This is a genomic window from Pantoea sp. UYEF8 (genome assembly GCF_040546285.1).
Taxonomy (GTDB): Bacteria; Pseudomonadota; Gammaproteobacteria; order Enterobacterales; family Enterobacteriaceae; genus Pantoea; species Pantoea brenneri.
In genome coordinates, this window is sequence record NZ_JBEPNM010000004.1 from 126495 (window position 1) to 151978 (window position 25484).

Here is a 25484-nt window from a genome sequence, read left to right on the forward strand (position 1 = left end):
CGCCGCGCCTGCCCTGCTCACGGTAGCCAGTGCGCATAATCGCTGCACAGCAGCCAGCGCGGCGTCTCATCCTCCAGCAGTGGATTGAAACGTGCCAGCGGCGTCAGAAACACGTTGTCATTTTCGTCATCATTCGGCATCGACACCTCACCCACCAGCACGTCCCCGAAGCCGTTCTCGCCCCAGAAACTGTGCCAGATGCCCGCTTCCAGCGTCACGCTTTCACCCGGTGACAGCCGCAGTTGCGAGCCGGCAGCGTGCGACTGACGCATGCCGTCGAGCGTCACCGCGACCGCCGAATGTGCCAGTCCGTCGCCGTCGCGGTTATGTATTTCGATAATCAGATTGCCGCCGCCGCGATTGATAATGTCTTCCATTTTCTGCGGATGATAGTGCATCGGCGTCCGCTGGCCCTCACGCACGTGCATCACCTTTTCGGCATAGGGTTTGTGCCACGGATGCCCACCCGGTGAACCGTTACGCAGAGTGAACAGCGTCAGACCGGTGTGCAAAAAGTCAGCCGCGCCAAAGCTGGTCAGATCCCAGCCCAGCCGCAGCGCCAGAATCTCCTGCGCCTGCCGACGATCCTGAGCGCGCCACTGGCTGAGGCTGAAATCGGCCCACGGCGGCAGATGCACATCCTGACGCATCAGAAACTCGCGGGTCAGTTGCAGATAGTGATTCACTTCTGATCGCTGCATTGTGGCCTCCTGTGGGCGGCACCCGACGGTGCCGCCGGTGGCTTATTTCACCGTCCAGCCCTGATAGCTGCCGATGTTGTTACGATCGATCAGCTTCACCGGAATCAGCACCGGCTTATCGGGTGCCGGTTTGCCCTGCAGAATGTCATAGCCGATCTCCACCGCTTTGGCCGCCATCACCTGCGGGTCCTGCGCCGGTGTAGCGACGAACAGCGAGTTCTTACGTTTCAGCGCCTCTTCACCGTCCGGCGATCCATCGACGCCGACAATAAAGAATTCGTTACGTTGCGCCTGTTTGGCCGCCAGATCGGCACCAATCGCCGTCGGATCGTTGATGGCGAATACCGCATCGATCTTCGGATTCGCCGACAGCAGACCGGTCATCACTTCCAGCCCGCCTTCGCGGCTGCCTTTGGCGTTCTGGTTGTAAGAGAGCAGCTTGATATCCGGATGGCGCTTCAGCTCGGTCATACAGCCCTCAACGCGGTTCTGTACCGCCGAAACCGGCGGCCCGTTGATGATCACCACGTTGCCTTTGGCTTTCAGACGGTCAGAAATATATTTACACGCCATCACCCCGGCCTCGGTGTTATCGGAGGTGATGGTGGCGTTGGCACCATCGGCCGCCACGTCAACCGCCACCACCACGATGCCGGCGTCCCGCGCCCGTTTCACCGCCGGGGCGATGCCTTTGGAGTCGGCAGCGTTGAGGATGATCATATCGACTTTCGCCGCGATAAAGTTATCGATCTGGCCGACCTGCTGACCGAGATCGTAACCGCTGGAGACCAGCGTCACGTTGACCTTATCCCCCGCCAGTTCCCGCGCTTTCATCTCCGCACCTTTGGTGATCTGCACGAAAAACGGGTTAGCCAGATCGCCGACCGTCACGCCGATAGATTTGAGTTCTTTTGCCTGAGCCATGCCGGTACTGAACAGCGTCGCCGCCAGCAGTCCGGTTACAATCGGATTAAAACGCATAGACCTTCTCCTGCGGTTATCAAAGTGCCAACGACTAAATGGCGTTTTTATGGCGGCGGACGCGCGGCTGCGCATCCCCCTTTCCAGCCTTAACTCACGTGATGACGGGTGCGATATTTGTCGATCAGCACCGCAATAATGATCACCGCGCCCTTGATCACCAGCTGCCAGAAATAGGAGACGCCCATCAGCGTCATGCCGTTATTCAGGGTGGCGATAATCAGCGCGCCAATCAGCGTACCGGTAATGGTGCCGATGCCGCCGACGAAACTGGTGCCGCCGAGGATCACCGCAGCGATTGCATCCAGCTCATAGCCGACGCCGAGGTTACCGTTGGCGCTGTAGAGCCGTGAGGCGCTCATCAGTCCGCCCAGCCCCGACAGCAGGCCGCTCATGCCGTAGACAAAAATCAGCACCATGCCGACCTTGATGCCGGTCAGGCGGGCAGCCTGCATGTTGCCGCCCACCGCGTAGATATGTACCCCAAGCGTGGTGCGGCGCAGGATAAACCAGCAGATAGCGATGACAGCGAATGCGATCACAATCAGCCACGGCACCGGGCCGAGATAGCCGTTGCCGATCCATTCAAAATTGATATCGGAGTTGATTACCGTGGTGCCGTCCGCCAGCAGATAGGCCGCTCCGCGCAGCGCGGTATAGGTGCCGAGCGTGACGATAAACGGCGGCAGCCCTGCCCACGCCACCAGCACACCGTTGAACAGCCCCATCACCAGTCCGGCACCCAGCGCCATCGGAATGGTCATTGAGGCCAGCATTGGATCGAGCGACGCCACCAGCGCCACCACTGCGGTAGTGCCCAGCATCGATCCGACCGACAAATCGATGCCGCCGGTCAGGATGACAAAGGTCATGCCCGCCGCCAGCACGATATTGATTGAGGCCTGGCGGGTAATGTTCAGCAGGTTCGCTTCGGTAAAGAAGTTCGGCGTAACAAAGCCAAACACCGCCACGATCAGGATCAGAATCGGCAGGATACCGACGGTTTGCAGCAGATCGCCCATCAGCGCGCGTTTCAGCGTCGGGGCTTTGGTCCGGGCCAGTTGTGTCATGATGGTATCCTTATACCTCGAGCGGTGACGCGCTATGCGCACCGGTTGCCAGCGTCATAATATTTTCCTGACTGATGTTGCTGCCTTCCAGCTCACCCACGATGGTGCCTTCGTGCATCACGTAAACGCGGTCGCTCATCCCGACCACCTCCGGCAGTTCGCTGGAGATCATTAAAATCGCCACGCCCTGCCGCGCCATCTGCTGCATCATGCGATAAATTTCGCTCTTCGCGCCGACATCGACGCCACGCGTCGGCTCGTCGAGGATCAGAATGCGCGGGCCAATCGCCACCCAGCGCGATATCAGCAGCTTCTGCTGATTACCGCCGGAGAGTCCGCCAGCCCGAACCTGGGCATGCGGCACCCGGATATTGAGTGAAGCGATCGCCTCATTGGCAATCGACTGTCCTTTGCGACGGTCTAGCATGCCGTAGCTGGCATCACGTTCCAGCGTGGCCATCACGATGTTTTCCTGCGCCGCCATCTCCAGAAACAGCCCCTGCTCTTTGCGGTTCTCGGTCAGAAAACCGATCCCGCGCGCAATCGCCTCACGGGGTGAGCGAATCGTGACCTTCTCGCCGTCGATCCAGATCTCGCCGTCTTTCGGTGGGTGTACGCCAAATATCAGCTGCGCCAGTTCGCTGCGCCCCGCACCCACCAGCCCGGCCAGCGCCACGATTTCACCGGCCCGCACCGCCAGACTGCTGGGATGAATTTTGCCGCCGTCGGTGAGGTGATTCACCGCCAGCCGGATATCGCCGAGCGGAATAGTACGGTCCTTATTGAACAGATCGCTGAGCGGCCGCCCGACCATCATCCGCACCAGTTCGCTGGCGTTGAGCTGTTCGCGGGTCAGACTGCCGACATACTGGCCGTCGCGCAGCACGCTGACCCGGTCGGACAGCTCATAGACTTCGGCCATTCGATGACTGATGTAGATGATCGCCATCCCTTCGCTGCGCAGCCGTTTAATCAGCGCAAACAGCTGTTCGGTCTCACGGTTGGATAGCGCCGCGGTTGGCTCATCCATCACCAGAATGCGGCTGTTACGTTGCAGCGCACGGGCAATTTCTACCTGTTGCTGCTCGGCAATGCTCAGCCGGCTGACCAAATCCCAGGCGCTGAACTGCGCGCCCAGCCGGTCGATAACCCGCTGCGCCTGCTCCGCCATCTGCCGCCGCTTCACCAGCCCACCGGGCGCAATTTCGCTGCCGAGGAAGATGTTCTCCGCCACCGTCAGATTGGGCGCCAGATTGATCTCCTGATAGATCAGGGTAATCCCGGCGGCCAGCGCCTCTTTGGGCCCCTTCAGCGCATAGGGTTTACCTTCGATTAAAATTTCCCCGCTGCTGGCGGTATAGGCACCGGCCAGAATCTTCATCAGCGTACTTTTACCGGCGCCGTTCTCGCCCATCAGGGCGTGAACTTCGCCGGGATAGACGGTGAGATCGACCCCTTTCAGGGCATAAAAACTGCCGAAGCGCCGGGTGATCTCCCGCATTTCCAGTATCGGTGTGGCTGTCATCGGCCGGCTCCTGCTGATTATGAAGAGCCGCCAGTTAAGCAACGCCAGATAAACGGAAAATGTCAGGGCCCGTTCATATTTGTCATATTCGTCCGCCTGTGCGCTCCTATACTCGGCCCATCGTTGCAGTGATGATGAGGTCGTGGGATGCAGCGCAGTTATCCGTGGCAGGCCGGGGCGCGCGGCCGCCTGTTACTGTTCAATCTGCTGGTGGTGCTGGTCACGCTGATGGTGAGCGTGGTGGCGATCTTTGGCTTTCGTCATGCTGGCGCGATTCAGGAACAGGCCCAGGCGCAGACGCTGGCCGACATGAACGGCAGTCTGGCGCTGGCGCGCGATACCGCCAACGTGGCCACGGCGGCGGTGCGGCTGTCGCAGGTGGTCGGGGCGCTGGAGTACCAGAGCGAATCACAACGCCTGAAACAGAATCAGCAGGCGCTGCAGCATTCACTGACGCTGCTGGCCAGTGCGCCGCTGGCAGCGCGCCAGCCGGAACGCATCGCCCGCATTCGCGCCCGCAGCCTGATGCTGGAACAGACCATCAACCAGTTACTGCTGACCGGCCATCAGCGCCACCTGCAACGTAACACCATGCTGAGCGACCTGTGGCAGGCGCAGCTGTTGCTCAGCCATATCGACCAGCTGGTGCGACGTGAACAGCAGACTCAGCCAGACGCCGCGCTGCGCCAGCAGACCGAGCGGCTGATCGGGATCGCCATTCGTACTCCCTCGCCCGTCGCGGTGATCGATCAGTTACAGCAGGTGATGATGCAGTGGCGCGCGGTGCCGTTGCAGGGCGTCACCGGCGAGAAAGTGCAGCGCCTGCTGGCGACTCAGCAGCGCCTGCTGCCGCTGGCCGATGCGCTGGAACAGAGCGATCTGGCGATTGCCTACGCCACCTATCGCATCAAAGCGCTGGTGGCGATGCTCAATGAGGACATCAGTGCCTCGGTGCAGCAGGTGGCGTTGCAGAGTGAGGCGCGGACCCTCGCCACCCACCGCGAGCTGGATTCGATAATCGGCTTTATTACGCTGTTTGCGCTGCTGGCGCTGGCGATCACCGGTTATGCCGGCATCTATATCTACCGCAATCTCGGTTCCAGCCTGACGGCGATTGCCGGGGCGATGACCCGGCTGGCGCAGGGTGAACAAAACGTCAGCGTGCCGGGGCTGCAACGGCGGGATGAGCTGGGCGAGCTGGCGCGCGCCTTCAACGTCTTCGCCCGCAATACTGCCTCGCTGGCCCACACTTCACGCCTGCTGAAAGAGAAGAGCAACCAGCTGGAATCCACTTTTCTGGCGATGCGCGACGGGTTTGCGCTGTTTGATAACGACGGTCAGCTGGTGGTGTGGAATGCGCAGTATGCCGAGCTGCTGGGCATTCCGCCGCGTGAACTGCACCGGGGCGTGCCGTGGCAGCAGCTGCTGCAACCGCTGGCGGTTGATCTGCATGGACCCGGTGAACCGCAGGAGATCCGGCTGGCCGATGGGCGGACGCTGGAACTGCGCTTCAGCCCGATCCCCCGGCGCGGCATGGTCAATACGGTGCTGGAACGCACCACCCGCAAAGCGCTGGAAGAGGCGTTGCTGCACAGCCAGAAGATGAAAGCGGTCGGTCAGCTGACCGGCGGCCTGGCGCACGACTTTAATAATCTGCTGGCGGTGATCATCGGTAGCCTGGCGCTGACCGAAGGCCAGCTGACGCCTGGCCCACTCGCCAGCCGGATTGAGCGGGCGCGCCAGGCAGCCGATCGCGCTGCCCAGCTGACCCAGCGTTTGCTGGCCTTCTCACGTAAACAGGCGCTGTTTCCACGCGCGGTCTCGGTGGTGACGCTGGTGGATAATCTGCAGGGGCTGTTGCAGCACTCGCTGCTGCCCGGTCAGCAACTGGTTATTGATGCGCAGCGTCCCGGCTGGCCCGCCTGGATCGATGCCAGCCAGCTGGAAAACGCGCTGATGAATCTGGTGGTCAACGCCCGGGATGCGATGCAGCAGCAGAGCGGAGAAATCCGCATCCGCATCTGGAACCAGCGGCGACTGGAGCAGGAGGAGAAACGTGACCGTGTCACAATTGAGGTAATTGACCACGGTTGCGGCATGTCGGCCGCGGTGCGCGAGCAGGTATTTGAGCCGTTCTTCACCACCAAAGCCACCGGCAGTGGCAGCGGGCTGGGGCTGTCGATGGTGTATGGCTTTGTCCGCCAGTCCGGCGGTCAGATTGAACTGGAGACGGCACCGGGACAGGGAACCACGGTGCGGCTGCTGTTGCCGCGCGCGCCAGAGATGCCGGCCACCGCCCCGCTCCCGCCGGTCCAGCCGACGCCACCCGACGCGGCCAACGATCGGCTGGTGCTGGTGCTGGATGATGAACCGGCGGTGCGACAGACGCTGTGTGAGCATCTGCACCAGCTAGGCTACCTGACGCTGGAGTGCGGCGACGGTGAACAGGCGCTGGCGCTGCTGCGTCAGACGCCCGATATCGATCTGCTGATCAGCGATCTGATGCTGCCGGGCGAGATCAACGGCGCTGAGGTGATCCGCCAGGCGCAGCAGAACTGGCCGCAGCTGGCGACCCTGTTGATCAGTGGTCAGGACCTGCGCCACCAGCCGGTCACCTTACCGCTGTGCGAACGGCTGGCGAAGCCCTGGCAGCAGGCGCAGCTGGTGCAGGCGCTGCAGCGCGCCTGGCAACGCAGCGAACGGCTTAATCGCGCCCAGCAGGCTGCCACAGCGGCACCGGTGTCCCGCTGATATAGCGCTTGCGCAGACGACTGGAGAGCGCATCCATCGCCATCACCACCACCACCAGGATCAGCGTCAGGAACATCACCACGTCCCAGTTCCACAGCCGCATATTCTCGGCATACACCAGGCCGACGCCACCGGCGCCGACGAAGCCCAGCACCGCCGCTGAGCGGGTATTGGACTCAATCTGATAGAGGCTGAGCGCCAGAAACTGCGGGAACGACTGGGTAAAAATGCCGAAACGGTGCTTCTGCAGACTGTTGGCACCGACGGCACCCAAGCCGCGGCTCGGCGAGCGCTCAACCGATTCGTGCCCTTCGGCATACAGTTTGCCCAGCAGCCCGACATCCTGCAGGATAATCGCCAGTACCCCGGCCAGTGGCCCCATGCCGACTGCCCGGACAAAAATCAATCCCCAGATCGCCATGTCGATGCCGCGCAGCAGGTCAAACAGCCGGCGCATCACAAAGGCAACCGGTCGGGTCGCCCGGCTGTGCATCACGTTGCGCGCCGCCAGAAATGACAGCGGCAGCGCCAGCAGCGTGGCGGTCAGGGTGCCGGCAAACACGATGCCCAGCGTAATCCCGACCTGCGAGAAGTAGTAGCCAAACGGCCAGTTGGCAAAATCCTGCCAGACAAACATCCGCAGAAAGTAGCGCCCCAGTTGCTGACAGCCGTTCAGCAGGCGCGACCACTCAATGCCATAAAACGAAAAGAAGAACAGATAGTAGAGCAGCAGCGCCAGCGCCAGCAGGCCAAGGCGGCGCAGGTAGCGCGGTTGCGCGGCAAACAGCGCGCGATGCTGCGCTCTGAGATGCGTGATATCCGGTACGACGCTGATCATGCGGTTTCTCCTACGACGCGACGGCGCAACTGGCCGGAGAGCGTATCCAGCAGCGACACTACAATCAGGATCAGCAGCAAGGTCATGCTCACCTGGTCGTAGCGATCGAGTTTGATATTGGTCATCAGCTCCTGGCCGATGCCGCCCGCGCCCACCAGCCCGAGGATGGTTGAGGAGCGGAAGTTGATCTCCAGCCGCATAAAGCTGTAGGAGAGAAAGATCGGTTTTACCTGCGGCCAGAAGGCGAAGCGCATCCGCTGCAGGGTGGTGGCACCACAGGCCGCCAGGCCGCGCACCGGCTTGTCAGACGCCGATTCAATCGCCTCGTAAAACAGTTTGGTCAGGCTACCTATCGTGTGCAGCGCCAGCGCCAGAAAGCCGGGGATTGCGCCGATGCCAAACGCCATCACGAACATCACCGCCCACGCCAGCTCCGGCATGGTGCGCAGAAAGGCGACAAAGGCGCGGATAGCCAGTCGCAGGCTGGCGGGCGTACGGGTATTGTCAGCGGCAAAAAAGGCCAGCATTGCCGCCAGCGCCACTGCCAGCAGAGTGGAGGCCAGCGCCAGCTGCAGCGTTTCCCAGATCAGCGGCAGCTGGATCGGCAGACGGTAGCCCCAGTAAGCCAGCGACCCTTCGGTTTTGCCATCCGCGAACAGCAGCGGCAGATGCAGCACCGGCATAATTTCATGCAGATAGTCGAAGAAGTGTGGCAGCGACTGCCAGACGGTCAGCAGATTGAACTCCGCCACGTTGCCCGCCGCCAGATAGAGGGCGACCAGCAGCAGTGACCAGAGCAGCGTGTCGCGCTTCTGCTGGTGTCGGATGCGTTGGTAGTAACGTTCGAATTCGGTCAAGAGGGGGATCTCCGGAGCTGAAGCAGCGGGACGCCGGCCGGTTTGCCGCATCCCCCTTCCCCGGATAGTCAGGGAAGGAGGTAATGAGATTGCCGCCGCCGCGTTAGCCGCGGCTGCCTTTCATCAGGTCGCGCTTCATATCAATGATGTTCTGATAATCTGCCACGGTGGCATTACCGATATGCTGCTCACCGCCAACCGCTTTGACGAAACAGGCGTGATCTTCTTTATCCAGCTTCTTAATCGCCGCCACCACTTTGGCTTTAAAATCCGCCGGCAGTTTGTTGCTGACCAGCACCGGACCGTTGGGGATCAGCGGCGACTGCCAGATAATGCGGATCTGCTTCATCAGATCCGGATGGTCCATACGGATCAGACGGCCAAATGCGCCGGAGGTATAGCCGCTGTTGTAATCGCCGACCAGTGAGGTCCAGGTCACTGCGCCGTCGAACTGGTTGTTCAGCACGCCGAGAATGTCCTGCTCATGGCCGCCGGAGAAGGTCACGCTGGAGAAGGTATTGTTGTATTTATCGTCTACCGTGCCGCCAAACTGTTTCTTAAAGGTCTGGTTAGGCATCAGGAAACCGGAGGTCGAATCGGGATCGGCCATGCCAAACGATTTGCCTTTCAGGTCTTCCAGTTTTTTATACGGGCTGTCCGCTTTGACGATCACCACCGAGTGATAGCCGCGTGACTGATCTTTGTCATCCACCACAATGCCGACCACATCGACCGCTTTCGGGTCCTGCAGGTAAACCGAGGCAAACGAGGCCGGTGACATGCTCAGCACCATATCAATTTTGCCGCCCAGCAATCCCTGGATCACCCCGGAGTAGTCAGAGGCGTTACGCATCTGCGTATCCACGCCCAGCTCTTTATCAAAGAAAGTCTTCACACACTGGTTATCACCAATCTGCTGGGTGGCGTTTTGTCCGCCCAGAATGCCGAGGTTGAGTTGTTTCGGCGCATCCGCTGCGTTAACACCAAAAGCCATTACACCCGTCAGTAGCGCTAAAGAAGTCAGTTTCATTCGAGGTTGTTCTCTTGCCGTGGAAGTTAGTGGATCTGATTAAGTTCATCGCCGTACAACTGATGCAGCAGGCTGTCGGTAAGCTGCGACGGATGGCCATCGAACAGCACCACCCCGCGCTGAATACCAATCACCCGGGTGCAGTAACTTTTTACCAGTTCGATTGAGTGCAGGTTCACCATCACGCTGATGCCCTGCTCGCTCACCTGACGCAGCACATCCATGATGCGTTTGGTGTTTTTCGGGTCGAGTGACGCCACCGGCTCATCGGCCAGCAGGATTTTGGGGTTCTGCATCAGCGCCCGGCAGATCGCCACGCGCTGCATCTGACCGCCCGACAGGTTTTCCGCGCGTTGCAGCGCCTGCGGCAGCATGTTCATCCACTGCAGCAGTTCAATTGCGTGGGCGCGGTCATGGTCAGAAAAAATTTTAAAGAAGGATTTCAGCGTACTGGTCTGGCTCAGTCGGCCCAGCAGCACGTTGGTCAGCACATCGAGACGCGGCACCAGACAGAAATCCTGAAAGATCATGCCGCACTGGCTGCGCCATTCCCGCAGCTGGCGGCTGCTGAGTGCGACCACGTTGCGGTCCGCTTCGCCCTGATGCAGGCTGATAATCGCGCCGGAGCTGGCGGCAATGGTGCCGTTGAGCATGTGCAGCAGGGTCGATTTTCCTGCGCCGGAACGGCCAATCACCGCCACCAGTTCCCCGGCGTGCAGATCGAAGCTGACCTTATCCAGCACCTTGCTGTCGCCGTACGCTTTGCTCAGACTCTGCACCGACAACACTTTTTGTCCGCCGAGACTGGCCGGTGGCAGGTCGTTATCGACCACCGTTTTCAGAAGTGCCTGTGCCATATTGTTCTCCGTCATCACTGATTACGTTCTGCCGGTTATTAAGGCGTGGCGGCATGAAGGCGGCATGACAGTCAGATGATCAAACTGTGACAGGCCAGCCGGAGCCCGATGACAGGATCAGACCATCGCGCGCAGGCTGAACCGCCTCTGGCAGCGGGTGATCGGCTAACCAGTTGTCCATCTCGTGACTGAGGTGGGTTAACCAGGCCTGACGCGGCTGAAGCCGGTCGATGATCGCCAGCGCCAGGTTGAGATCGTTGTGATTGCGCGGCGCGGTCTGCGGCGGATCGTTACAGTCGATCACCAGCCGATCGAGCGGCTGACCGCGCAGAAAATCTTCGGTATCAGGCGGCAGGCCACAGGTATCGCACAGCCAGGCCAGCCGGCTGCCCTGCCAGTCGAACAGGTAGCCATGGGTCAGCCGTGAATGCTGCAACGGCAGCGGCGTGACCTGCAGTTCACCAAACGACTGGGCAACAAACGGGGTTAATGAGGGCCGGAAATCGAGCAGGCCGGGATGCTTAAACAGGTCATCGCTGCCGCGCGTGTCGGGCGGCCCCCACACCGGAATAGAGGCACCCTTGCCCCAGCGCAGCGCAAACAGCCCCTGCACGTGATCCATATGGTAGTGCGTCAGCAGAATGCGGGTCAGCTCACCGGGCCGGAAACGCGTGGCCAGCAGCGGCAGGCCGGCGTCGAGCAGGATGCGCTCGTTGCCCGCCTCAATCAGCGCACTGCACGGCGCACGATGATAACGCCGGTCCTGCTGCGCTCGCTGACAGGCGCGGCAGTCGCAGCCAAACAGTGGCGCGGCGGTGACCCCGCCAGTCCCCAGAAAAGTGAGCTTCATTGATACGCCTCCGGTCGCTGAAGTCGATGCCGGACTGTCTCCGCGCTGCCAGCAAAGGTCTGTTTCATTGATGCGCCTCCAGCAGCTGTCGAAGTTGCTGTACCGTGCGGTCCAGCGCCCCGTCATTATTGAGCAGCAGACACCCGTCCGGCTGGGGCTGGGCAGCACGCGCCAGCCGCCGGGCGATCGCCGCGTCATCTTCCCGTCCCCGCTGACGCAGCCGCACCGCCAGCACCGACGGTGTCACCTGCAGACAGAGCGGCAGCAGCTGCGGCCCGAATCGCGCCTGTGCCTGCGCCAGATGCAGCCGCGATCCGTTAACCACCACGTTCTGACCGCGCTGCAGCCAGCTTTCCACTTCAGTACCGATGCCGTAATGAAACCCGTGCGCCTGCCAGCTGACCGCGAACAGCCCCAGCGCGGCACGCCGGGCGAACTCCGCCTCGCTCAGCGCCACATGGTTTTCACCGCCGGCATCGGCGGCGCGGGTGATGTAGCGATGGGCAATCAGCAGCCGTGCCGGCGGGGCATCGCGCAGCGCATTCAGCAGGCTATCCTTGCCCGATCCGGACGGCCCGATTAACCAGATAAGGCGCGCCATTAATAGACCTGCCGGCCTTTGCTCCAGACGTGGCGCACGTGCGGGTGACCGTGGGCGGTATGCGCCAGCACCAGATCGGCGCGGCAGCCTTCTGCAATCACGCCGCGATCTTCCAGTCCCAGCGCCCGCGCCGGATTACAGGTCACCAGCGCGATAGCCTGCGCCATGCCAAGGCTGTTGCGCTCATCCGCCGCCAGCCGGAACGACGCATCCAGCAGGCTGGCCGGGTAGTAATCTGACGACAGGATATTCAGCAACCCGTGTGACGCCAGCTCCCAGGCGGCGACGTTGCCGGAGTGCGAGCCGCCGCGCACGATGTTTGGCGCGCCCATCAGCACCTGCATATTGCGATAACGCGAGGCGCGGGCCGCCTCCAGCGTGGTCGGGAACTCGGCGATACGGCTGCCCGCCGCATGTGACTCCTCAACGTGCGCCGCGGTGGCATCGTCGTGGCTGGCGATGGCGATGCCATGCTCACGGCACAGCGCAGCAATCGCCTGGCGGTTAGGCTGAGACCAGGCAGCCGCCAGCGTGAGCTGGTCATGCTCGAACAGGTTCATCTCCTGATCGTTGAGCTGATATTTGCCCTGATAGTATTCGCGATATTTTTCCAGCGAGGCGTACTGACGCTGCCCCGGTGAGTGATCCATCAGCGATACCAGCGCCAGTTCCGGCGTCCCCATCAGCGCCTCAAACAGCGGCACGGTGGTCGGATGCGGCAACTCACAGCGCAGGTGCAGCAGATGCTCGGCGCGGTTCAGCCCTTTACGGTTGCTGTCGCGGATGGCGTCGATCATCTTGCTGAGATTCTCCAGCCGGTGCCCGCCGTCGCGCACGTCTCCGACGCCAATCGCATCCAGCACGGTGGTAATCCCGCTGGAAACCATCAGCGCATCGTGGCTGCTCATCGCCGAATGGGCCGGCCAGTCCACTTTGGGCCGGGGAGTGAAAAACTTGTCGAGGTTATCGGTGTGCAGCTCCACCAGCCCCGGCAGCAGCCAGGCACCCTCGCCGTCCAGCGCGCCCGGTTGCTGACTGGCGGTTTCGCTGAAGCTGCTGATGCGGTCGTCACGGAACTCCAGCGATCCGGCGACCACCTCGTTTTCCAGCACCAGTCGGACGTTATTAATGATCATGCTTGTGCTCCTGTGGCGATCGGTTGCATCAGGTGCAGCCGATCGGCCACCCGGTCGCGCACCGCTTCATCGTGGAAAATGCCGACAATGGCGGCACCGCGGGCGCGCGCCTGTTCAATCAGTCCGACCACCGCGTCACGGTTAACACTGTCGAGTGAGGCAGTCGGTTCATCCAGCAGCAGCACCGGATAGTCGGCGATAAAGCCGCGCGCGATGTTAACCCGCTGCTGCTCACCGCCGGAAAAGGTCGACGGGGCCAGCGACCAGAGACGCTCCGGCACGTTAAGCCGGCTCAGCAGCTCACGGGCGCGCTTTTCACAGAAGGCGCGCTCGACGCCGCGCTCCAGCAGCGGCTGCATCACAATCTCCAGCGTCGGCACCCGCGGAATAACCCGCAGGAACTGGCTGACCCAGCCGACCGTATCCCGCCGGATGGCGATGATCTGCCGCGCCGTCGCCTGCGCCATATCGATCAATTCACCCTGATGCTGCAGCCGGATATGGCCGCTGTTGGGCTGATAGTTGCCGTACAGCGCCCGCAGCAGAGTCGATTTACCGCTGCCGGAGTGGCCCTGCAGCACCACACATTCGCCCTGACTGACCGTCAGGCTGGCGTTCTGCAATACCGGCAGCGCAGCGCCGTTCTGGTTATGCAGCACAAAGGTTTTACACAGATTCTCAACCTGCAACATGGGGGTGTGAGTCATCATTTAATTGAGCACCGAAGAGACCAGCAATTGCGTGTAAGGATGATGGGGATCGTCAAGCACCCGATCGGTTAATCCGCTCTCCACCACCCGCCCCTGCTTCATCACCAGCAGCCGGTGCGCCAGCAGTCGCGCCACCCCGAGATCGTGGGTGACAATCACCACCGCCAGATTAAGTTCCCGCACCAGCGTGCGCAGCAAATCCAGCAGTCGCGCCTGTACCGACACATCCAGCCCGCCGGTCGGCTCATCCATAAACATCAGGCGCGGCTGGGTCACCAGGTTGCGGGCAATCTGCAGACGCTGCTGCATCCCGCCGGAAAAGGTGGTCGGCAGATCGTCGATACGGTTAGCGGCAATCTCTACCGCCTGCAGCCAGCGGCTGGCTTCGGCACGGATATCGCCATAGTGGCGCTGGCCGACCGCCATCAGCCGTTCGCCGATATTGCCGCCGGCGCTGACCTGCGGCCGCAATCCGTCCAGCGGATGCTGATGCACCACGCCCCATTCGGTGCGCAGCAGACGACGGCGATCGCTTTCGCTCATCTGATAGAGGTCGCGTCCCTGATAAAGAATGCTGCCCTGTTGCGGCGTCAGACGCGCCGACAGGCTGTGCAGCAGTGTGGTTTTGCCGGAGCCGGACTCGCCGACAATGCCCAGCACTTCGCCCGGATAGAGATCAAAACTGACCTGTTCGAACCCTTTGCCCGGCGCATAAAGATGGGTGAGCTGGCTGACCGCAAGCAGCGGCTGATCACTGTGCATGTTGCTGTTCCTGCTGCTGATGGCAAAAGTCGGTGTCGGAGCAGACAAACATCCGCGTTCCCTGATCGTCCATCACTACCTCGTCGAGATAGCTGTGGCGCGAGCCGCACAGCGCACAGGGTTCATCCCACTGCTGAACGGTGAATGGATGGTCGTCGAAGTCGAGACTTTCTACTTTGGTATAGGGCGGTAAGGCGTAAATGCGCTTTTCGCGGCCGGCACCGAACAGTTGCAGGGCCGGCATCATGTGCATTTTCGGGTTATCGAATTTGGGGATCGGCGACGGGTCCATGACATAACGATCGTTGACCCTGACCGGATAGGCATAGGTGGTGGCGATATGACCGTAGCGGGCAATATCTTCATACAGTTTGACCTGCATGATGCCGTACTCCTCCAGCGCGTGCATGGTCCGGGTTTCGGTTTCACGCGGCTCGATAAAGCGCAGCGGCTCCGGGATCGGCACCTGGAAGATCAAAATCTGGTCCTCTTCCAGCGGCGTTTCCGGAATGCGATGCCGGGTCTGGATCAGCGTGGCATCGGCGGTACGTTCGGTGGTCGCCGCCCCGCTGACCCGCTGAAAAAAGCGACGAATCGACACCGCATTGGTGGTGTCATCCGCACCCTGATCGATCACCTTCAGCACATCCTGATCGCCAATCACGCTGGCGGTGATCTGAATGCCGCCGGTGCCCCAGCCGTAAGGCATCGGCATTTCCCGTCCGGCAAACGGCACCTGATAGCCAGGGATCGCCACTGCTTTGAGGATCGCGCGGCGGATGGTGCGTTTGGTCTGCTCATCCAGATAGCCGTTGTTATAACCGTGGAGTTCAGCCATGGTTGCGCTCCTGATGATCCTGCCGCAGCCGTTTCAGCAGTTCCAGCTCGGCCTGGAAATCGACGTAGTGCGGCAGTTTGAGGTGGGAGACGAAGCCCGCGGCTTCGACGTTATCGGCGTGCGACAGAACAAACTCTTCATCCTGCGCCGGGCTGGTGATGCGTTCCTGCTGCTCACGGCTCTGCAGCGCCCGGTCAACCAGCGCCATCGCCATCGCTTTGCGTTCGGCGCGACCAAACACCAGACCGTAGCCGCGGGTGAAATGCGGCGCGCTGTCGTCGCTGTGGGCGAAGCCGTTGACCATTTCGCACTCGGTCAGCAGCAGTTCACCGATCTCCAGCTCAAACCCCAGCTCTTCCGGGCAGATGCTGACGCTGAGATAGCCGGTACGGATCTCACCGGCAAACGGGTGGGTGCGACCATAGCCGCGCTGGGTTGAATAACCGAGCGCCAGCAGAAAACCTTCATCACCGCGCACCAGTTGCTGTAACCGGGCGGCGCGTGAGGCAGGAAAGCTCATCGGCTCGCGGGTGATATCGGTCGGTTCGCTGCCGTCATCCTCTTCACGCACCGCCAGCCCTTCATTGCTCATCATGCAGAACATGTGCGGACAGGCGGCGTCCAGTGCCCGATCGTCGCGTGGCGATGCCGGCGTTTCACCGTTGGCCAGCAGCGTAAAGTCGAGCAGACGGTGGCTGTAGTCATAGGTCGGTCCCAGTACCTGGCCGCCCGGCAGATCTTTGTAGACCGCCGAGATACGCCGCTCGATACGCATCGATCCGGTCGCCAGCGGTCGGCTCTCCGCCAGTCGTGGCAGCGTGGTGCGATAGGCGCGCAGCAGGAAGATCGCCTCCACCAGATCGCCGCTGGCCTGCTTGATCGCCAGCGCCGCCAGTTCCGGATCGTAAATTCCACCTTCAGTCATCACCCGATCGACCGCCAGACCGAGCTGCTGTGCCACCTGATCGCAGCCCAGTTCGGCGACATCCCGATCGCCGCGCCGCAGATCGGCCTGCAGTTGATGGGCGTGGGCAATCGCCTTTTCGCCCCCTTTTACCGCAACATACATCAGCACACCTCCACAAGCGTGGTGCGCGGCACCGCCATCATCGCTTCGCCACAGGTAAAAATCAGATCGACGCCCTGCGGGAACGGATGTAGTCGGCTACGCAGATAGGCCAGCACGCTTTCCGGCAGCTGCGGCGCAATGGCGCGGGTTTCACGCAGGCCCGGTCCGGAGAGACGCAGCGTCAGGCCGCCATTCAGCGACGGCACTTCAATAATCAGGGTGGTGCTCTTTTCCGGCGCCAGATTATCACCGGCGGCAAAATGGGCCGGATCGGGATGTGAGCTGGCATGACTGAGCGCGAAAGGCGCATCCTGTTGCGCAGTAATCGGCGCGCCGGTATGGAAGCGCAGGTTATTGCGCAGCTGTTCGTTATCGATCTGCGCATCCAGCCAGACCGGGCTTTCCTGATCGACCAGCGTCAGTAACAGTGCGGTGGCGGCAGGCGACAGTGCGCCCCAGCCCTGTTGCAGCGGCAGCGACACCATCACGCCAGGTTCGCTCATCGCCTTGAGGATGCGACGAAATGCGCGCTGTGCATCCGCCACCGGATGGTTAAAACTTGCCAGTAAAGTCATCAGTTATCTCCGCGTACCAGCGTAAAGAAGTCCACTTTGCTGCTGGCAATTTCACGCGCGCGCAGCTGACGCTGCTCATCACGCCATGCCGCCAGCGGGGTAATAATTTTCTCTTCCAACAGCGTCCGGGTTTCCGGCTGCTGTAACAGGGCATCGAGTAAGGCGCAGCGCTCGGCATGGGCTTTGTCACGTCCCAGGATGTAGCTGTAGCCCAGCGTGCCGTCGCTGAGCTGCACCACCGCGCGCGTCACCGTCGCATCCCCCATCACAAAGCGTTTACCGGTCGCGCCCATCCGCGCCTGCAGCCGGGTCAGGCCGATCTCTGCCGGACGAATCAGGGTGAACGCTGGCTGGAGGTTAAGCGCCTGCCAGTGCGCGTTAAGCTGTGCCGCGCTGCTGTGTGCCAGCACTGAAAGCCAGCGCTGGCGGGCCGTTTGCTGTTCCATTAATGCTCCAGAGTCAGTTCAATCATGTCGCCGCGCGTCAGGCTGACCGAGTATTCGGCCATCGCACCGTCACGGGTTTTATTCAGCGTCCGCACGCAGAGCAGCGGCGAATGCAGCGCGATTTCCAGCTGCTTGCACTCTTTCGCCTGCGCTCGCCGGGTGCTGATGCGGGTCTGGGTACGCACCAGCTGTTTGCCGGTGTGCTTGTCGAGGTAATCGTGCAGCGAACCGCTGTTAAAATGCTGCAACTGCGGCCACCAGCTGAGATCGGCAAGGAAATGGTTGATGACACACAACGGCACGCCGTTGGCACGTCGCAGAGTGCGCAGGTGAATGACGTTGTCGCCCTCTTTGACGCCCAGTGCGCTGGCGACGTCCTGGCTGGCCGGACGCAACACCGCCAACAGCCGCTCGCTGGTCGGGTGACTGCCCTGCTCCATCAGGTTCTGGCTAAAACGCGCCTGAGCGTGCAGCGGATAGTCATAAGGCCGCATCAGCACCAGAATGCCGACGCCATGACGGCGTTGCAGCAGCCCTTTGTTCACCAGTTCATCCACCGCCCGGCGCAGGGTATGGCGGTTAACTTCATAGTGATCGGCCAGTTGTTGCTCGGAGGGAAGATAGTCGCCACAGCGGTAGCGTTGCTGTAGCGCCTGTTCGAGTTGTGCAGCGACGGCCTGATAGACAGTGGTCGGATGTCTGGATAACTCCATCACGATGAAATCCTCACGGGTTACAGAGTGGGGACGCAGCGAAAAGTCACTGCGGGATGGCATTACCTTGACCGGATCAGATGACAGAACCGTGACGGAGGAGTGAAGGAGAGGTGAATTTGGGGGATGGGGGCACATCAAAAAACCCATCACCCATAAGCCTGACTGGATTAAATCCCCTCAAGCCATCTTTTCCTTTCTGTCACAGCTGCTCCTGCTTCCCTCACCTTCACCGCAAAAACCATCGCCGGCTTCACTGTGCGTGAAGGTTTGTGTGGAAGACCCGTTACCGTCTGCTAGTTTTTAAGCTGTACTCCTGCTGCAGAGAAAAAATAAAAATGATAAACAGCCTTAAACTTTCTGGCGATTTCCGCCGCAGTTTTCTGCGTGAAGTGCTGGTGCCGCTGGTGGCGATTCTGCTGCTGACCTTTGGCGGCGCGGGCACAGCGCTGTTCATTGGCACCTCGCTGACCAACGCCGAGGCCCGGCAACAGCAGCAGCGGATGATTGAAGCCTCTTTCTCCCAGAGCCTGGACGAACATCTGCGCCAGCTACGCAGCCTGTCGCGCTGGCGGCCGCTTCAGCAGTATCTGCTGGATCAGGATACCGCGCCGGGCTGGCTGGATGAGAACATTGGCAACTGGCTGTTTGAGATGTTTGGCCATCAGCTGATTCTGGTGCTGGACCCGCAAAACCAGATCGTCAGGGTATGGCGTGATGGCCAGCCGGTCGCGCCACAGCAGGAAGCCACACTGATTAACGACATCCTGCAAAGCCCGGTGGTTCAGAGTCGGGGCCGTGAGGATAAGGTCGATTATGCCCGCTTAGCTGGTCGTGCAGCCGCGCTGGCGGTCGGTAATATTCAGCGCGACAGTGATGCCCTGCCGCGCTTCCGGCTGGTCAGCCTTAAGTTCCTCGACGATGGCTATCTGGCCAGCCTGGCCGAACGCAACCAGCTAAAAGGACTGCACTTCTCCGACGGGACGCCGCAGCCCGGAACCGAAGCGCGCTACCTGCTGATTGCGCAATCCGGTGATGCGGTCGGCTACCTCAACTGGGTGCCAGCCCGTCCCGGCGCGCAGATGTTGCGCACGATCGGCCCGTCAACCGGTCTGGCGGTGCTGGCGATCTCCCTGCTCTGCCTGTATATGGTGCGTCGCCTCTGGACCTCGTCGATCACTCTGTCGCAGTCGATGCTGAAGCTGGGCGCGTCTGAGGCGCAGGCGCAGCATCTGGCGTTTCACGATGTGCTGACCGGTCTGCCCAATCGTGCGCTGGTAGAAGATCGTCTGACTCAGGCTCTGGCGCTGGCCACGCGTCACGATCAGCGGGTGGCGCTGCTGCTGATCGATCTGGATCGTTTTAAAGCGATCAACGATACCCATGGCCATCATGCCGGTGACGAGCTGATCATTGCCGTGGCGCAGCGCCTGAGCCGGATGGTGCGCGCCAGCGATACCGTCGGGCGGATCGGCGGCGATGAGTTTATCGTGGTGATGCCAGAAGTAGAGACGCTTTCCCAGGCGCAGGGGTTGGCGCAGCGCATCATCGACCAGCTCAGCCAGCCGTTTACGCTGTTTGGCAGCGAAGTCTGGAGCGGTGCCAGCATCGGTCTGGCGCTGGCCCCCAAAGATGGCGTTGATCGGCTGGAATTAATGCGCAAAGCGGACATTGCGCTGTACGAAGCCAAAAGCGGCGGACGCGGCAAATATCGACAGTTTGAACGGGCGATGGATGAGTCGGTGCGTACCCGTCAGACCATCGCCGCTGACCTGCGCAGCGCGCTGCAACGCCAGCAGGGGCTGGAAGTCTGGTATCAGCCGCTGATGGACATTGGCGGTCAGCAGATGGTCGGCGTCGAGGCGCTGCTGCGCTGGCATCATCCGACCCGTGGCCTGGTGGTGCCCGGCGAATTTATTGCGATTGCCGAAGAGACCGGGCTGATTATTCCGCTCGGAGAGTGGGTGCTGGCGGAAGCCTGCGCCACCCAGCAGCGTTTTCCCGGCCTGATGGTGGCGGTCAACGTCTCGCCGGTGCAGTTTCGTGCCACCGGCTTTGTTGAACGGATGACTGAAATTGTCCGGCAGCACGGCGGCGATCCGATGTGGATTGAGCTGGAGATCACCGAAGGAGTGTTGATCGAAGATGAGCAAGAGGCGCGCGCCATCATTATCGCGCTACGCGAGGCGGGTTTCCGCATCGCGCTGGATGATTTTGGTACCGGCTACTCCAGCCTGAACTATCTCAGCCACTTCCCGGTCGATAAGATCAAAATTGACCGCTCGTTTACGCAGTCGCTGGGCGTAGCGGATAATTCGGTCGCCATTATTGAGTCAGTGGTTAAGCTGGGACATGCGATGGGCCTGATGGTGACCGCCGAAGGCGTTGAGACGCCAGGCCAGATGTCAGCGCTGGCAGATGCGGGCTGTAATCAGCTACAGGGTTATCTGTTCAGTCACGCGGTTCCGGTCGATCAGCTTGCCAGTCTGGTTGAGGCCAGCCCACAGCGCGATGCGCGGCAGAGCTGACCGACTGCGGGCCGCTGTGGGTTATCCACCGAGGCTATCCAGCAAGGCAGCCGAACTGGCAACCGCGCCAAAAATCCCGCCCTGCATGTGGATCATACTCAGCGCCGCTTCATGATGTCGCCGCTCGGTGGCGGCGCAGCAGTCAGACAGCACCAGACATTCAAATCCGCGATCGTTGGCTTCACGCAGCGTGGTGTGCACGCAAACATCAGTGGTGATGCCGCTGAGGATCAGATTGCGGATGTTGCGGCTGCGCAGGATCAACTCCAGATCGGTGGCGTAAAACGAACCTTTGCCCGGTTTATCAATCACCACCTCGCCCGGTAGCGGCGCCAGTTCCGGGATAATCTCCCAGCCGGGTTCGCCTCGTACCAGAATACGACCGCACGGCCCGGCATCACCGATGCCCGCCTTCATCCGTCGCGATCGCCAGTGCTTATTGGCCGGCAAATCGCTGAGGTCCGGCCGATGCCCTTCGCGGGTATGGATGATCGGAAACTGTCGGGCGCGCATCGCCGCCAGCACCTGCTGCAACGGCGCAATCGGGGCACGGGTCAGCGCCACATCGTAACCCATAGTATCGACGTAGCCGCCAACGCCGCAAAAGTCAGTCTGCATATCAATCACCACCAGCGCGGTATCGGCCGGGCTGAAACCGCCGTCAAACGGCCAGGCGTAAGGCACAGAGTTGACGCTGTAATCAGGCATTTTTATTCTCCATCACCGGCTGCGGCGCACGCGCCCGGCTAATCAGGCTGTAACTGAGGGCGGCGGTCACCAGGCCAATCACCGCCTCACCAAATTGCGGAAAGGCCAGATGAGCGATGACCGCGCACAGGCTGCCGATCGCCCAGGCCGCAAAGGCGGTAGCGCGAAAACGCTGTGACGGTCGCTGCTCGCTGATTTTCGCCATAAAAATCAGATCAACAATCATCACTGCGCCAAACGGCGGCACCACAATCCCCAGCAGACTCAGCCATTCAAGGAAGTAAGACCAGACGCCGGCCAGCGCCAGCGCCCCGCCAATCGCGCCCAGAATCAGCGTCCAGAGGCGCATTTTGCTGCTGAACAGATGGCTGAAACCCACTGCGCCGTTATACAGGCAGTGGGTGCAGACCGAGCCGAGGTTGATGAACACGAACAGGCAGGCCACTACCGATAAAAAGGCGCTGTGTCCCATCAGCATCGGCAGAAAGTTGCCGCCATTGGTCAGCGGATCGACCGCCGCGCCGACCGCGACGATCACCACCCCAAACAGATAGGAGATCACATTCGCCACCGGAAAGGCTGAGAATGCGGCGATCACCGCGGAACGGCCATTTTTCGACCAGCGGGTAAAGTCGGCGGTCATGGTGCCGGAGTCGGCAAAGCCAGCTACCACCATGGTGACGGCGGTGCCCATACTCATCGCGCCCGCCGCACTGGCGCTGCCCTGCCAGTGGGTGACGGTTGTGAAATCATGCTGCTGGCTAATCAGCCAGAGCGCCACCCCGCCCAGCACCACAAACAGCGGCGCGGCGATCATCCCCAGTACCGACAGCGCACGCACCCCGAGAAAGGTAATGGCGGTATAAAGCACCATGGCAAAGGCGGTAACCGCCAGCGCATTCCAGCCAAAGGTCTGATTAATTACCGTGCCGGTCAGCCCGGTCTGAAACGCGTACCAGCCAATCACCACGGTCGAGAGAAAGCCGGAGACCAGAATGTAACCTTTACTGCCAAAAGTGCGGCGCGCCTGTAAGGCAAAGTTCATCCCGCTGTTACCGGCGTACCAGCTCAGCGCGCCGACGTAGGCGAACAGCACCAGATTACCGAGCAGAATGGCGATCAGCGCCGGCCAGAAGCCCAGGTGCCAGGTGATGATGCCGCCGAATAGCGCATTGGTCAGGATCATCGGAAAGCCGAACCAGACTGCCGAGACGGAACGGGTGGAGTGACGGTGCGTTAGCGGCACCGGCTGATGTTCAAATTCCTGTTCTAATGCAGGTGCAGAGGCGTTTTTCATTGGGCGATTCCAGGTTGGAGGTGGTTCCACGGCTGAATGCGCTCGAAAGCCGCGCTGGCAGCCAGCACTAAAGCATCATCAAGATGCCGTCCGACAATTTGCAGTCCCACCGGCAGGCCACTGGCGGTGAAACCGGCCGGCACCGAGGCCGCTGGCTGGCCGGTGAAGTTGAACGGGAAGCAGAACGACAGCCAGTGATCGCTGCGTACCATGCGGCCATCGATGATTTCCGGCCCCTGCATACCGAGCGCGAACGGCGGCACCGCCAGCGTCGGGGTGATCAGCAGATCGTAGCGCTGCATAAAACGCCACAGGCTATTGCTGACCGCTTTGCGGGTGGTGATGGCGTCGGTAAAGGTTTCGGCCCGCCAGTCGCGCTGTAGCATGGCGACCAGGTGCGGCGACATCCGATCGCCCTGCTGCTCCATCATCCTGCGCATCCCACTAAGATCGCTTTCCATCGCCACCAGCGCACCAAATGCCGCCGAGGGATCGCTGAAACCAGGATCGGCCAGCTCCAGCTCTGCGCCGATTTCCGCCGCAAAACGCTGCGCGGCGCCACTGACCACGGCGCGGACCTCAGGATCGACCGCCACGTAGCCAAAATCGGCGCTAAAGGCGATGCGCAGTTTTTCGACCGGCTGATCGGGCGCGCCCAGCCAGTCAACGTCGCTACAGGGAATCGAGTGGCGATCGCGCATATCCGGGCCAGCCATCAGCGACATCATCAAGGCGGCGTCGCGTACCGTGCGCGTCATCGGGCCAATGTGCTCCAGCGATTCCCAGCTCGAGACGCCCGGATAACGTTCATCGCGACAGCCGGGCCACAGCGGGACGCGTCCCATTGAGGCTTTGAACCCGTAAATGCCGCAGTGAGCCGCCGGAATGCGCACCGAGCCGCCGCCATCACTGCCAAGGGCGATCGGACAGAGCCGCGCCGCCACTGCCGCGCCCGATCCGGCACTGGAGCCGCCAGGTGTCTTCGTCAGATCCCACGGATTGCGGGGCGACGGGAACAGAGGATTGTGTCCGACGCCGCTATAACCAAACTCCGGCGCGGTGGTTTTGCCCAGCAGAATGGCATCGGCTGCCAGCAGTCGCTCGACCGTAATATCGTCGTCGTCAGGAATAAAATCCTGATATGCAGCCGAACCCGAGGTGGTACGTACGCTGGCGGTGCAGATCAAATCCTTTACCGCCAGCGGCACGCCTGCCAGCGCACCCAGCGTTTCACCGCGTGCCCTGCGGGCATCCAGCGCTTTTGCCTGTGCCAGCGCCCGATCCGGCGTCGGCGTACAAAACGCCTGAATGTCAGGCTCCCGCCGCGCCATACGCGCCAGCGCGGCCTGAGTCAGTTCGCTGGCCGAAACGTCACCGCTGCGGATCATCGCCGCCAGGGTGGTCGCATCTTCATCTAATAAGGAGTCAAACATGGTCTACCTCGCCAGTAACATCGCTGATGAGTAAGTGCAGGAAGCGTGCCAGAAAGCGGTGAACGGACCGGTCTGAAACGGGGATGCCAGACGGGATACGGACTGGGATACAAGATCGAATTCTTATGATGGCCTGAGACCACTAACGGATGCGGGGGCGGATTTTTTCAGCACGGCGATAGCGCACGGATGCGCGATAACGGGGCGCATTGCTGAGATGAAGTGCGGCAAGGGTCGCAAAATAAGGTCGATGCGCAGCAACAGCGACTATCACTCTGGAATGGATAACCCTAATTTTCATATGGGTGTTTGACGAGTCCGGGCAGCTACTGAAAAATCGCGGCTTAAGGATTTACAGGCTGCATGCAGGGATGATAAGTGCGCATAGACGAAGAGGTTTTTCTCGAACACTACGACATCAGGCGAAAAAGATTCATTTACGACCGGCGGGTTCATCACAGCTACGTGTTTGTTGCCGGTAATAAGTCTTACACCGTTATCGCTGGCAACCTGATTGATGAACATATCTTTACCCGTATCGGATACCGGATGCCACAAGGCATCTCCTTTCCGGTTAACGGCCTGGCTGAGGTCTGTTTTGACGTGTTCGATGGTCTGGAGTGCCTGGGTGATTTTCGCCACATTAGCCTTGCCGGATTGGGCAGTGCTGTCGTTTTAAAGAACGTAGTACTGGCGTTAATTGCACACTATGAAAGCTGCTGTATTGGCGGTTTTGTTTTCCAGGCCGCGTCAGGAGAGATCGTTGACCGCAATCGTCCGACACCCCTGGAGGAGATTTACGATGCCATGCTTGGGTTAAAAAATGAACTACGCTACAATCGCCGAACAGGGTTGCCGAAGAAAGCACCGCAACCTTTAATCCCGGAATTTTTCCAGGCTTATAAAATAGTGACTACAGGGAGAGCTTGTTATGTCGTATTACGATAAACACGATGATACCACCGCTTTGGATCCGACTGAGGTCGGGAACCGGGAGTTAAAGGCACTGTTGATTGCTGAGTGGATGGCCAGACCCGATCTGCCCGCCATTAAAGCCCAGTTAGCTCAGGCGAAAAAACGCTCCTCCTCTGCCCTGGTGCGCCGCAAGTTGCAAGAGCTGCAGGTGCGCGAAACGCAGGAAATTTAGGCTCGCGCTTCGCGGTGAAAGGCCCGTTGTCCGGGCCTTTCTGTTTTACCGGCTTCGGATT

25 protein-coding genes are annotated in these 25484 nt (G+C 60.8%); 4 read left to right on the forward strand and 21 right to left on the reverse strand.

The annotated features are described in order from the left end of the window. Positions 1–17 precede the first annotated feature (17 nt). From ABIB18_RS09645 to ABIB18_RS09660, 4 genes are all read right to left on the reverse strand, one after another. Positions 18–701, reverse strand: coding sequence for a D-lyxose/D-mannose isomerase (locus ABIB18_RS09645; RefSeq protein WP_354474061.1), 684 nt, complete (start codon positions 699–701; stop codon positions 18–20). Between the two features lie 42 nt (positions 702–743). Then, positions 744–1682: an ABC transporter substrate-binding protein gene (locus ABIB18_RS09650; RefSeq protein ID WP_031378038.1), complete on the reverse strand. Its 939-nt coding sequence runs from the start codon at positions 1680–1682 to the stop codon at positions 744–746. 89 nt (positions 1683–1771) lie between these two features. Then, positions 1772–2752, reverse strand: coding sequence for an ABC transporter permease subunit (locus ABIB18_RS09655; RefSeq protein WP_031378037.1), 981 nt, complete (start codon positions 2750–2752; stop codon positions 1772–1774). Positions 2753–2762: 10 nt separating this feature from the next. Then, positions 2763–4277: a sugar ABC transporter ATP-binding protein gene (locus tag ABIB18_RS09660; protein ID WP_031378036.1), complete on the reverse strand. Its 1515-nt coding sequence runs from the start codon at positions 4275–4277 to the stop codon at positions 2763–2765. Between the two features lie 147 nt (positions 4278–4424). On the opposite strand from ABIB18_RS09660, the gene ABIB18_RS09665 reads away from it, so the two are divergent. Then, entirely contained in the window at positions 4425–7028 is a 2604-nt protein-coding gene (locus ABIB18_RS09665; protein WP_046288246.1) for an ATP-binding protein, read from the forward strand. Here ABIB18_RS09665 and phnE (ABIB18_RS09670) read toward each other — a convergent pair. The 14 genes from phnE (ABIB18_RS09670) to phnF form a co-directional block, all read right to left on the reverse strand. After that, positions 6982–7866 carry a phosphonate ABC transporter, permease protein PhnE gene (phnE, locus tag ABIB18_RS09670; RefSeq protein ID WP_046288245.1) on the reverse strand — a complete coding sequence of 295 codons (885 nt, stop codon included), beginning with the start codon at positions 7864–7866 and terminating at the stop codon, positions 6982–6984. The two genes, ABIB18_RS09665 and phnE (ABIB18_RS09670), sit on opposite strands and share 47 nt — an antisense overlap. Further along, positions 7863–8723, reverse strand: a complete 861-nt coding sequence (gene phnE / locus ABIB18_RS09675; RefSeq protein WP_031377626.1) for a phosphonate ABC transporter, permease protein PhnE — start codon at positions 8721–8723, stop codon at positions 7863–7865. The genes phnE (ABIB18_RS09670) and phnE (ABIB18_RS09675) overlap by 4 nt, the downstream gene beginning before the upstream one ends. Before the next feature lie 103 nt (positions 8724–8826). Continuing rightward, positions 8827–9753 (reverse strand): phosphonate ABC transporter substrate-binding protein, encoded by a 927-nt coding sequence (phnD, locus tag ABIB18_RS09680; protein WP_031377627.1) that lies wholly within the window; start codon positions 9751–9753, stop codon positions 8827–8829. A gap of 26 nt (positions 9754–9779) precedes the next feature. Further along, positions 9780–10610, reverse strand: a complete 831-nt coding sequence (phnC, locus tag ABIB18_RS09685; RefSeq protein ID WP_031377628.1) for a phosphonate ABC transporter ATP-binding protein — start codon at positions 10608–10610, stop codon at positions 9780–9782. A 79-nt stretch (positions 10611–10689) separates the two neighbouring features. Continuing rightward, entirely contained in the window at positions 10690–11460 is a 771-nt protein-coding gene (phnP, locus tag ABIB18_RS09690; RefSeq protein ID WP_279810469.1) for a phosphonate metabolism protein PhnP, read from the reverse strand. A 64-nt stretch (positions 11461–11524) separates the two neighbouring features. Continuing rightward, positions 11525–12061, reverse strand: a complete 537-nt coding sequence (gene phnN, locus ABIB18_RS09695) for a ribose 1,5-bisphosphokinase (protein ID WP_046288244.1) — start codon at positions 12059–12061, stop codon at positions 11525–11527. Beyond that, the gene (gene phnM / locus ABIB18_RS09700) at positions 12061–13197 is read right to left on the reverse strand and encodes an alpha-D-ribose 1-methylphosphonate 5-triphosphate diphosphatase (RefSeq protein ID WP_354474062.1); all 1137 of its coding nucleotides are present in this window, start codon (positions 13195–13197) and stop codon (positions 12061–12063) included. Before phnM ends, phnN begins: the two co-directional genes overlap by 1 nt. Then, positions 13194–13907, reverse strand: a complete 714-nt coding sequence (phnL, locus tag ABIB18_RS09705; protein WP_031377909.1) for a phosphonate C-P lyase system protein PhnL — start codon at positions 13905–13907, stop codon at positions 13194–13196. The genes phnM and phnL overlap by 4 nt, the downstream gene beginning before the upstream one ends. Further along, positions 13908–14669 carry a phosphonate C-P lyase system protein PhnK gene (gene phnK, locus ABIB18_RS09710; protein WP_031377908.1) on the reverse strand — a complete coding sequence of 254 codons (762 nt, stop codon included), beginning with the start codon at positions 14667–14669 and terminating at the stop codon, positions 13908–13910. It lies immediately after the preceding gene. After that, a complete protein-coding gene (locus ABIB18_RS09715) occupies positions 14659–15507 on the reverse strand; it encodes an alpha-D-ribose 1-methylphosphonate 5-phosphate C-P-lyase PhnJ (RefSeq protein ID WP_046288242.1) in 849 nt (282 codons plus the stop codon). The genes phnK and ABIB18_RS09715 overlap by 11 nt, the downstream gene beginning before the upstream one ends. Further along, the gene (locus ABIB18_RS09720) at positions 15500–16576 is read right to left on the reverse strand and encodes a carbon-phosphorus lyase complex subunit (protein WP_031377907.1); all 1077 of its coding nucleotides are present in this window, start codon (positions 16574–16576) and stop codon (positions 15500–15502) included. Before ABIB18_RS09720 ends, ABIB18_RS09715 begins: the two co-directional genes overlap by 8 nt. Beyond that, positions 16576–17151 carry a phosphonate C-P lyase system protein PhnH gene (gene phnH / locus ABIB18_RS09725; protein WP_354474063.1) on the reverse strand — a complete coding sequence of 192 codons (576 nt, stop codon included), beginning with the start codon at positions 17149–17151 and terminating at the stop codon, positions 16576–16578. The genes ABIB18_RS09720 and phnH overlap by 1 nt, the downstream gene beginning before the upstream one ends. Next, a complete protein-coding gene (gene phnG, locus ABIB18_RS09730; protein WP_031377905.1) occupies positions 17151–17597 on the reverse strand; it encodes a phosphonate C-P lyase system protein PhnG in 447 nt (148 codons plus the stop codon). The genes phnH and phnG overlap by 1 nt, the downstream gene beginning before the upstream one ends. Further along, entirely contained in the window at positions 17597–18310 is a 714-nt protein-coding gene (phnF, locus tag ABIB18_RS09735) for a phosphonate metabolism transcriptional regulator PhnF (protein ID WP_159223972.1), read from the reverse strand. The genes phnG and phnF overlap by 1 nt, the downstream gene beginning before the upstream one ends. Positions 18311–18648: 338 nt before the next feature. Between phnF and ABIB18_RS09740 the strand changes: the two genes are divergently transcribed. Then, positions 18649–20838, forward strand: coding sequence for a putative bifunctional diguanylate cyclase/phosphodiesterase (locus tag ABIB18_RS09740; RefSeq protein ID WP_354474064.1), 2190 nt, complete (start codon positions 18649–18651; stop codon positions 20836–20838). Positions 20839–20859: 21 nt separating this feature from the next. Here the strand turns inward: ABIB18_RS09740 and biuH are convergent, their stop codons facing one another. Genes biuH through ABIB18_RS09755 form a run of 3 tightly spaced genes read right to left on the reverse strand, consistent with a single transcriptional unit; the run spans position 20860 to position 24276 of the window. After that, positions 20860–21546, reverse strand: coding sequence for a biuret amidohydrolase (gene biuH / locus ABIB18_RS09745; protein ID WP_046288241.1), 687 nt, complete (start codon positions 21544–21546; stop codon positions 20860–20862). After that, the gene (locus ABIB18_RS09750) at positions 21539–22843 is read right to left on the reverse strand and encodes a purine-cytosine permease family protein (protein WP_046288240.1); all 1305 of its coding nucleotides are present in this window, start codon (positions 22841–22843) and stop codon (positions 21539–21541) included. The genes biuH and ABIB18_RS09750 overlap by 8 nt, the downstream gene beginning before the upstream one ends. Further along, positions 22840–24276, reverse strand: coding sequence for an amidase (locus tag ABIB18_RS09755; RefSeq protein ID WP_046288239.1), 1437 nt, complete (start codon positions 24274–24276; stop codon positions 22840–22842). The genes ABIB18_RS09750 and ABIB18_RS09755 overlap by 4 nt, the downstream gene beginning before the upstream one ends. Positions 24277–24654: 378 nt before the next feature. On the opposite strand from ABIB18_RS09755, the gene ABIB18_RS09760 reads away from it, so the two are divergent. Then, positions 24655–25224 carry a hypothetical protein gene (locus ABIB18_RS09760; RefSeq protein WP_089562005.1) on the forward strand — a complete coding sequence of 190 codons (570 nt, stop codon included), beginning with the start codon at positions 24655–24657 and terminating at the stop codon, positions 25222–25224. Beyond that, entirely contained in the window at positions 25208–25423 is a 216-nt protein-coding gene (locus ABIB18_RS09765) for a hypothetical protein (RefSeq protein WP_031377802.1), read from the forward strand. Before ABIB18_RS09760 ends, ABIB18_RS09765 begins: the two co-directional genes overlap by 17 nt. Positions 25424–25484 lie beyond the last annotated feature (61 nt).

Coding starts and splice junctions, on each gene's coding strand:
- ABIB18_RS09715 (WP_046288242.1), bottom strand. CDS start 15,507: ATGGCTGAACTCCACGGTTATAACAACGGCTATCTGGATGAGCAGACC.
- biuH (WP_046288241.1), bottom strand. CDS start 21,546: ATGCCTGATTACAGCGTCAACTCTGTGCCTTACGCCTGGCCGTTTGAC.
- ABIB18_RS09650 (WP_031378038.1), bottom strand. CDS start 1,682: ATGCGTTTTAATCCGATTGTAACCGGACTGCTGGCGGCGACGCTGTTC.
- ABIB18_RS09645 (WP_354474061.1), bottom strand. CDS start 701: ATGCAGCGATCAGAAGTGAATCACTATCTGCAACTGACCCGCGAGTTT.
- phnN (WP_046288244.1), bottom strand. CDS start 12,061: ATGGCGCGCCTTATCTGGTTAATCGGGCCGTCCGGATCGGGCAAGGAT.
- phnC (WP_031377628.1), bottom strand. CDS start 10,610: ATGGCACAGGCACTTCTGAAAACGGTGGTCGATAACGACCTGCCACCG.
- phnL (WP_031377909.1), bottom strand. CDS start 13,907: ATGATGACTCACACCCCCATGTTGCAGGTTGAGAATCTGTGTAAAACC.
- ABIB18_RS09660 (WP_031378036.1), bottom strand. CDS start 4,277: ATGACAGCCACACCGATACTGGAAATGCGGGAGATCACCCGGCGCTTC.
- ABIB18_RS09755 (WP_046288239.1), bottom strand. CDS start 24,276: ATGTTTGACTCCTTATTAGATGAAGATGCGACCACCCTGGCGGCGATG.
- ABIB18_RS09720 (WP_031377907.1), bottom strand. CDS start 16,576: ATGTATGTTGCGGTAAAAGGGGGCGAAAAGGCGATTGCCCACGCCCAT.
- ABIB18_RS09740 (WP_354474064.1), top strand. CDS start 18,649: ATGATAAACAGCCTTAAACTTTCTGGCGATTTCCGCCGCAGTTTTCTG.
- phnH (WP_354474063.1), bottom strand. CDS start 17,151: ATGACTTTACTGGCAAGTTTTAACCATCCGGTGGCGGATGCACAGCGC.
- phnD (WP_031377627.1), bottom strand. CDS start 9,753: ATGAAACTGACTTCTTTAGCGCTACTGACGGGTGTAATGGCTTTTGGT.
- ABIB18_RS09750 (WP_046288240.1), bottom strand. CDS start 22,843: ATGAAAAACGCCTCTGCACCTGCATTAGAACAGGAATTTGAACATCAG.
- ABIB18_RS09665 (WP_046288246.1), top strand. CDS start 4,425: ATGCAGCGCAGTTATCCGTGGCAGGCCGGGGCGCGCGGCCGCCTGTTA.
- phnM (WP_354474062.1), bottom strand. CDS start 13,197: ATGATCATTAATAACGTCCGACTGGTGCTGGAAAACGAGGTGGTCGCC.
- ABIB18_RS09655 (WP_031378037.1), bottom strand. CDS start 2,752: ATGACACAACTGGCCCGGACCAAAGCCCCGACGCTGAAACGCGCGCTG.
- phnG (WP_031377905.1), bottom strand. CDS start 17,597: ATGGAACAGCAAACGGCCCGCCAGCGCTGGCTTTCAGTGCTGGCACAC.
- phnF (WP_159223972.1), bottom strand. CDS start 18,310: ATGGAGTTATCCAGACATCCGACCACTGTCTATCAGGCCGTCGCTGCA.
- phnP (WP_279810469.1), bottom strand. CDS start 11,460: ATGAAGCTCACTTTTCTGGGGACTGGCGGGGTCACCGCCGCGCCACTG.
- phnE (WP_046288245.1), bottom strand. CDS start 7,866: ATGATCAGCGTCGTACCGGATATCACGCATCTCAGAGCGCAGCATCGC.
- ABIB18_RS09765 (WP_031377802.1), top strand. CDS start 25,208: ATGTCGTATTACGATAAACACGATGATACCACCGCTTTGGATCCGACT.
- phnK (WP_031377908.1), bottom strand. CDS start 14,669: ATGCACAGTGATCAGCCGCTGCTTGCGGTCAGCCAGCTCACCCATCTT.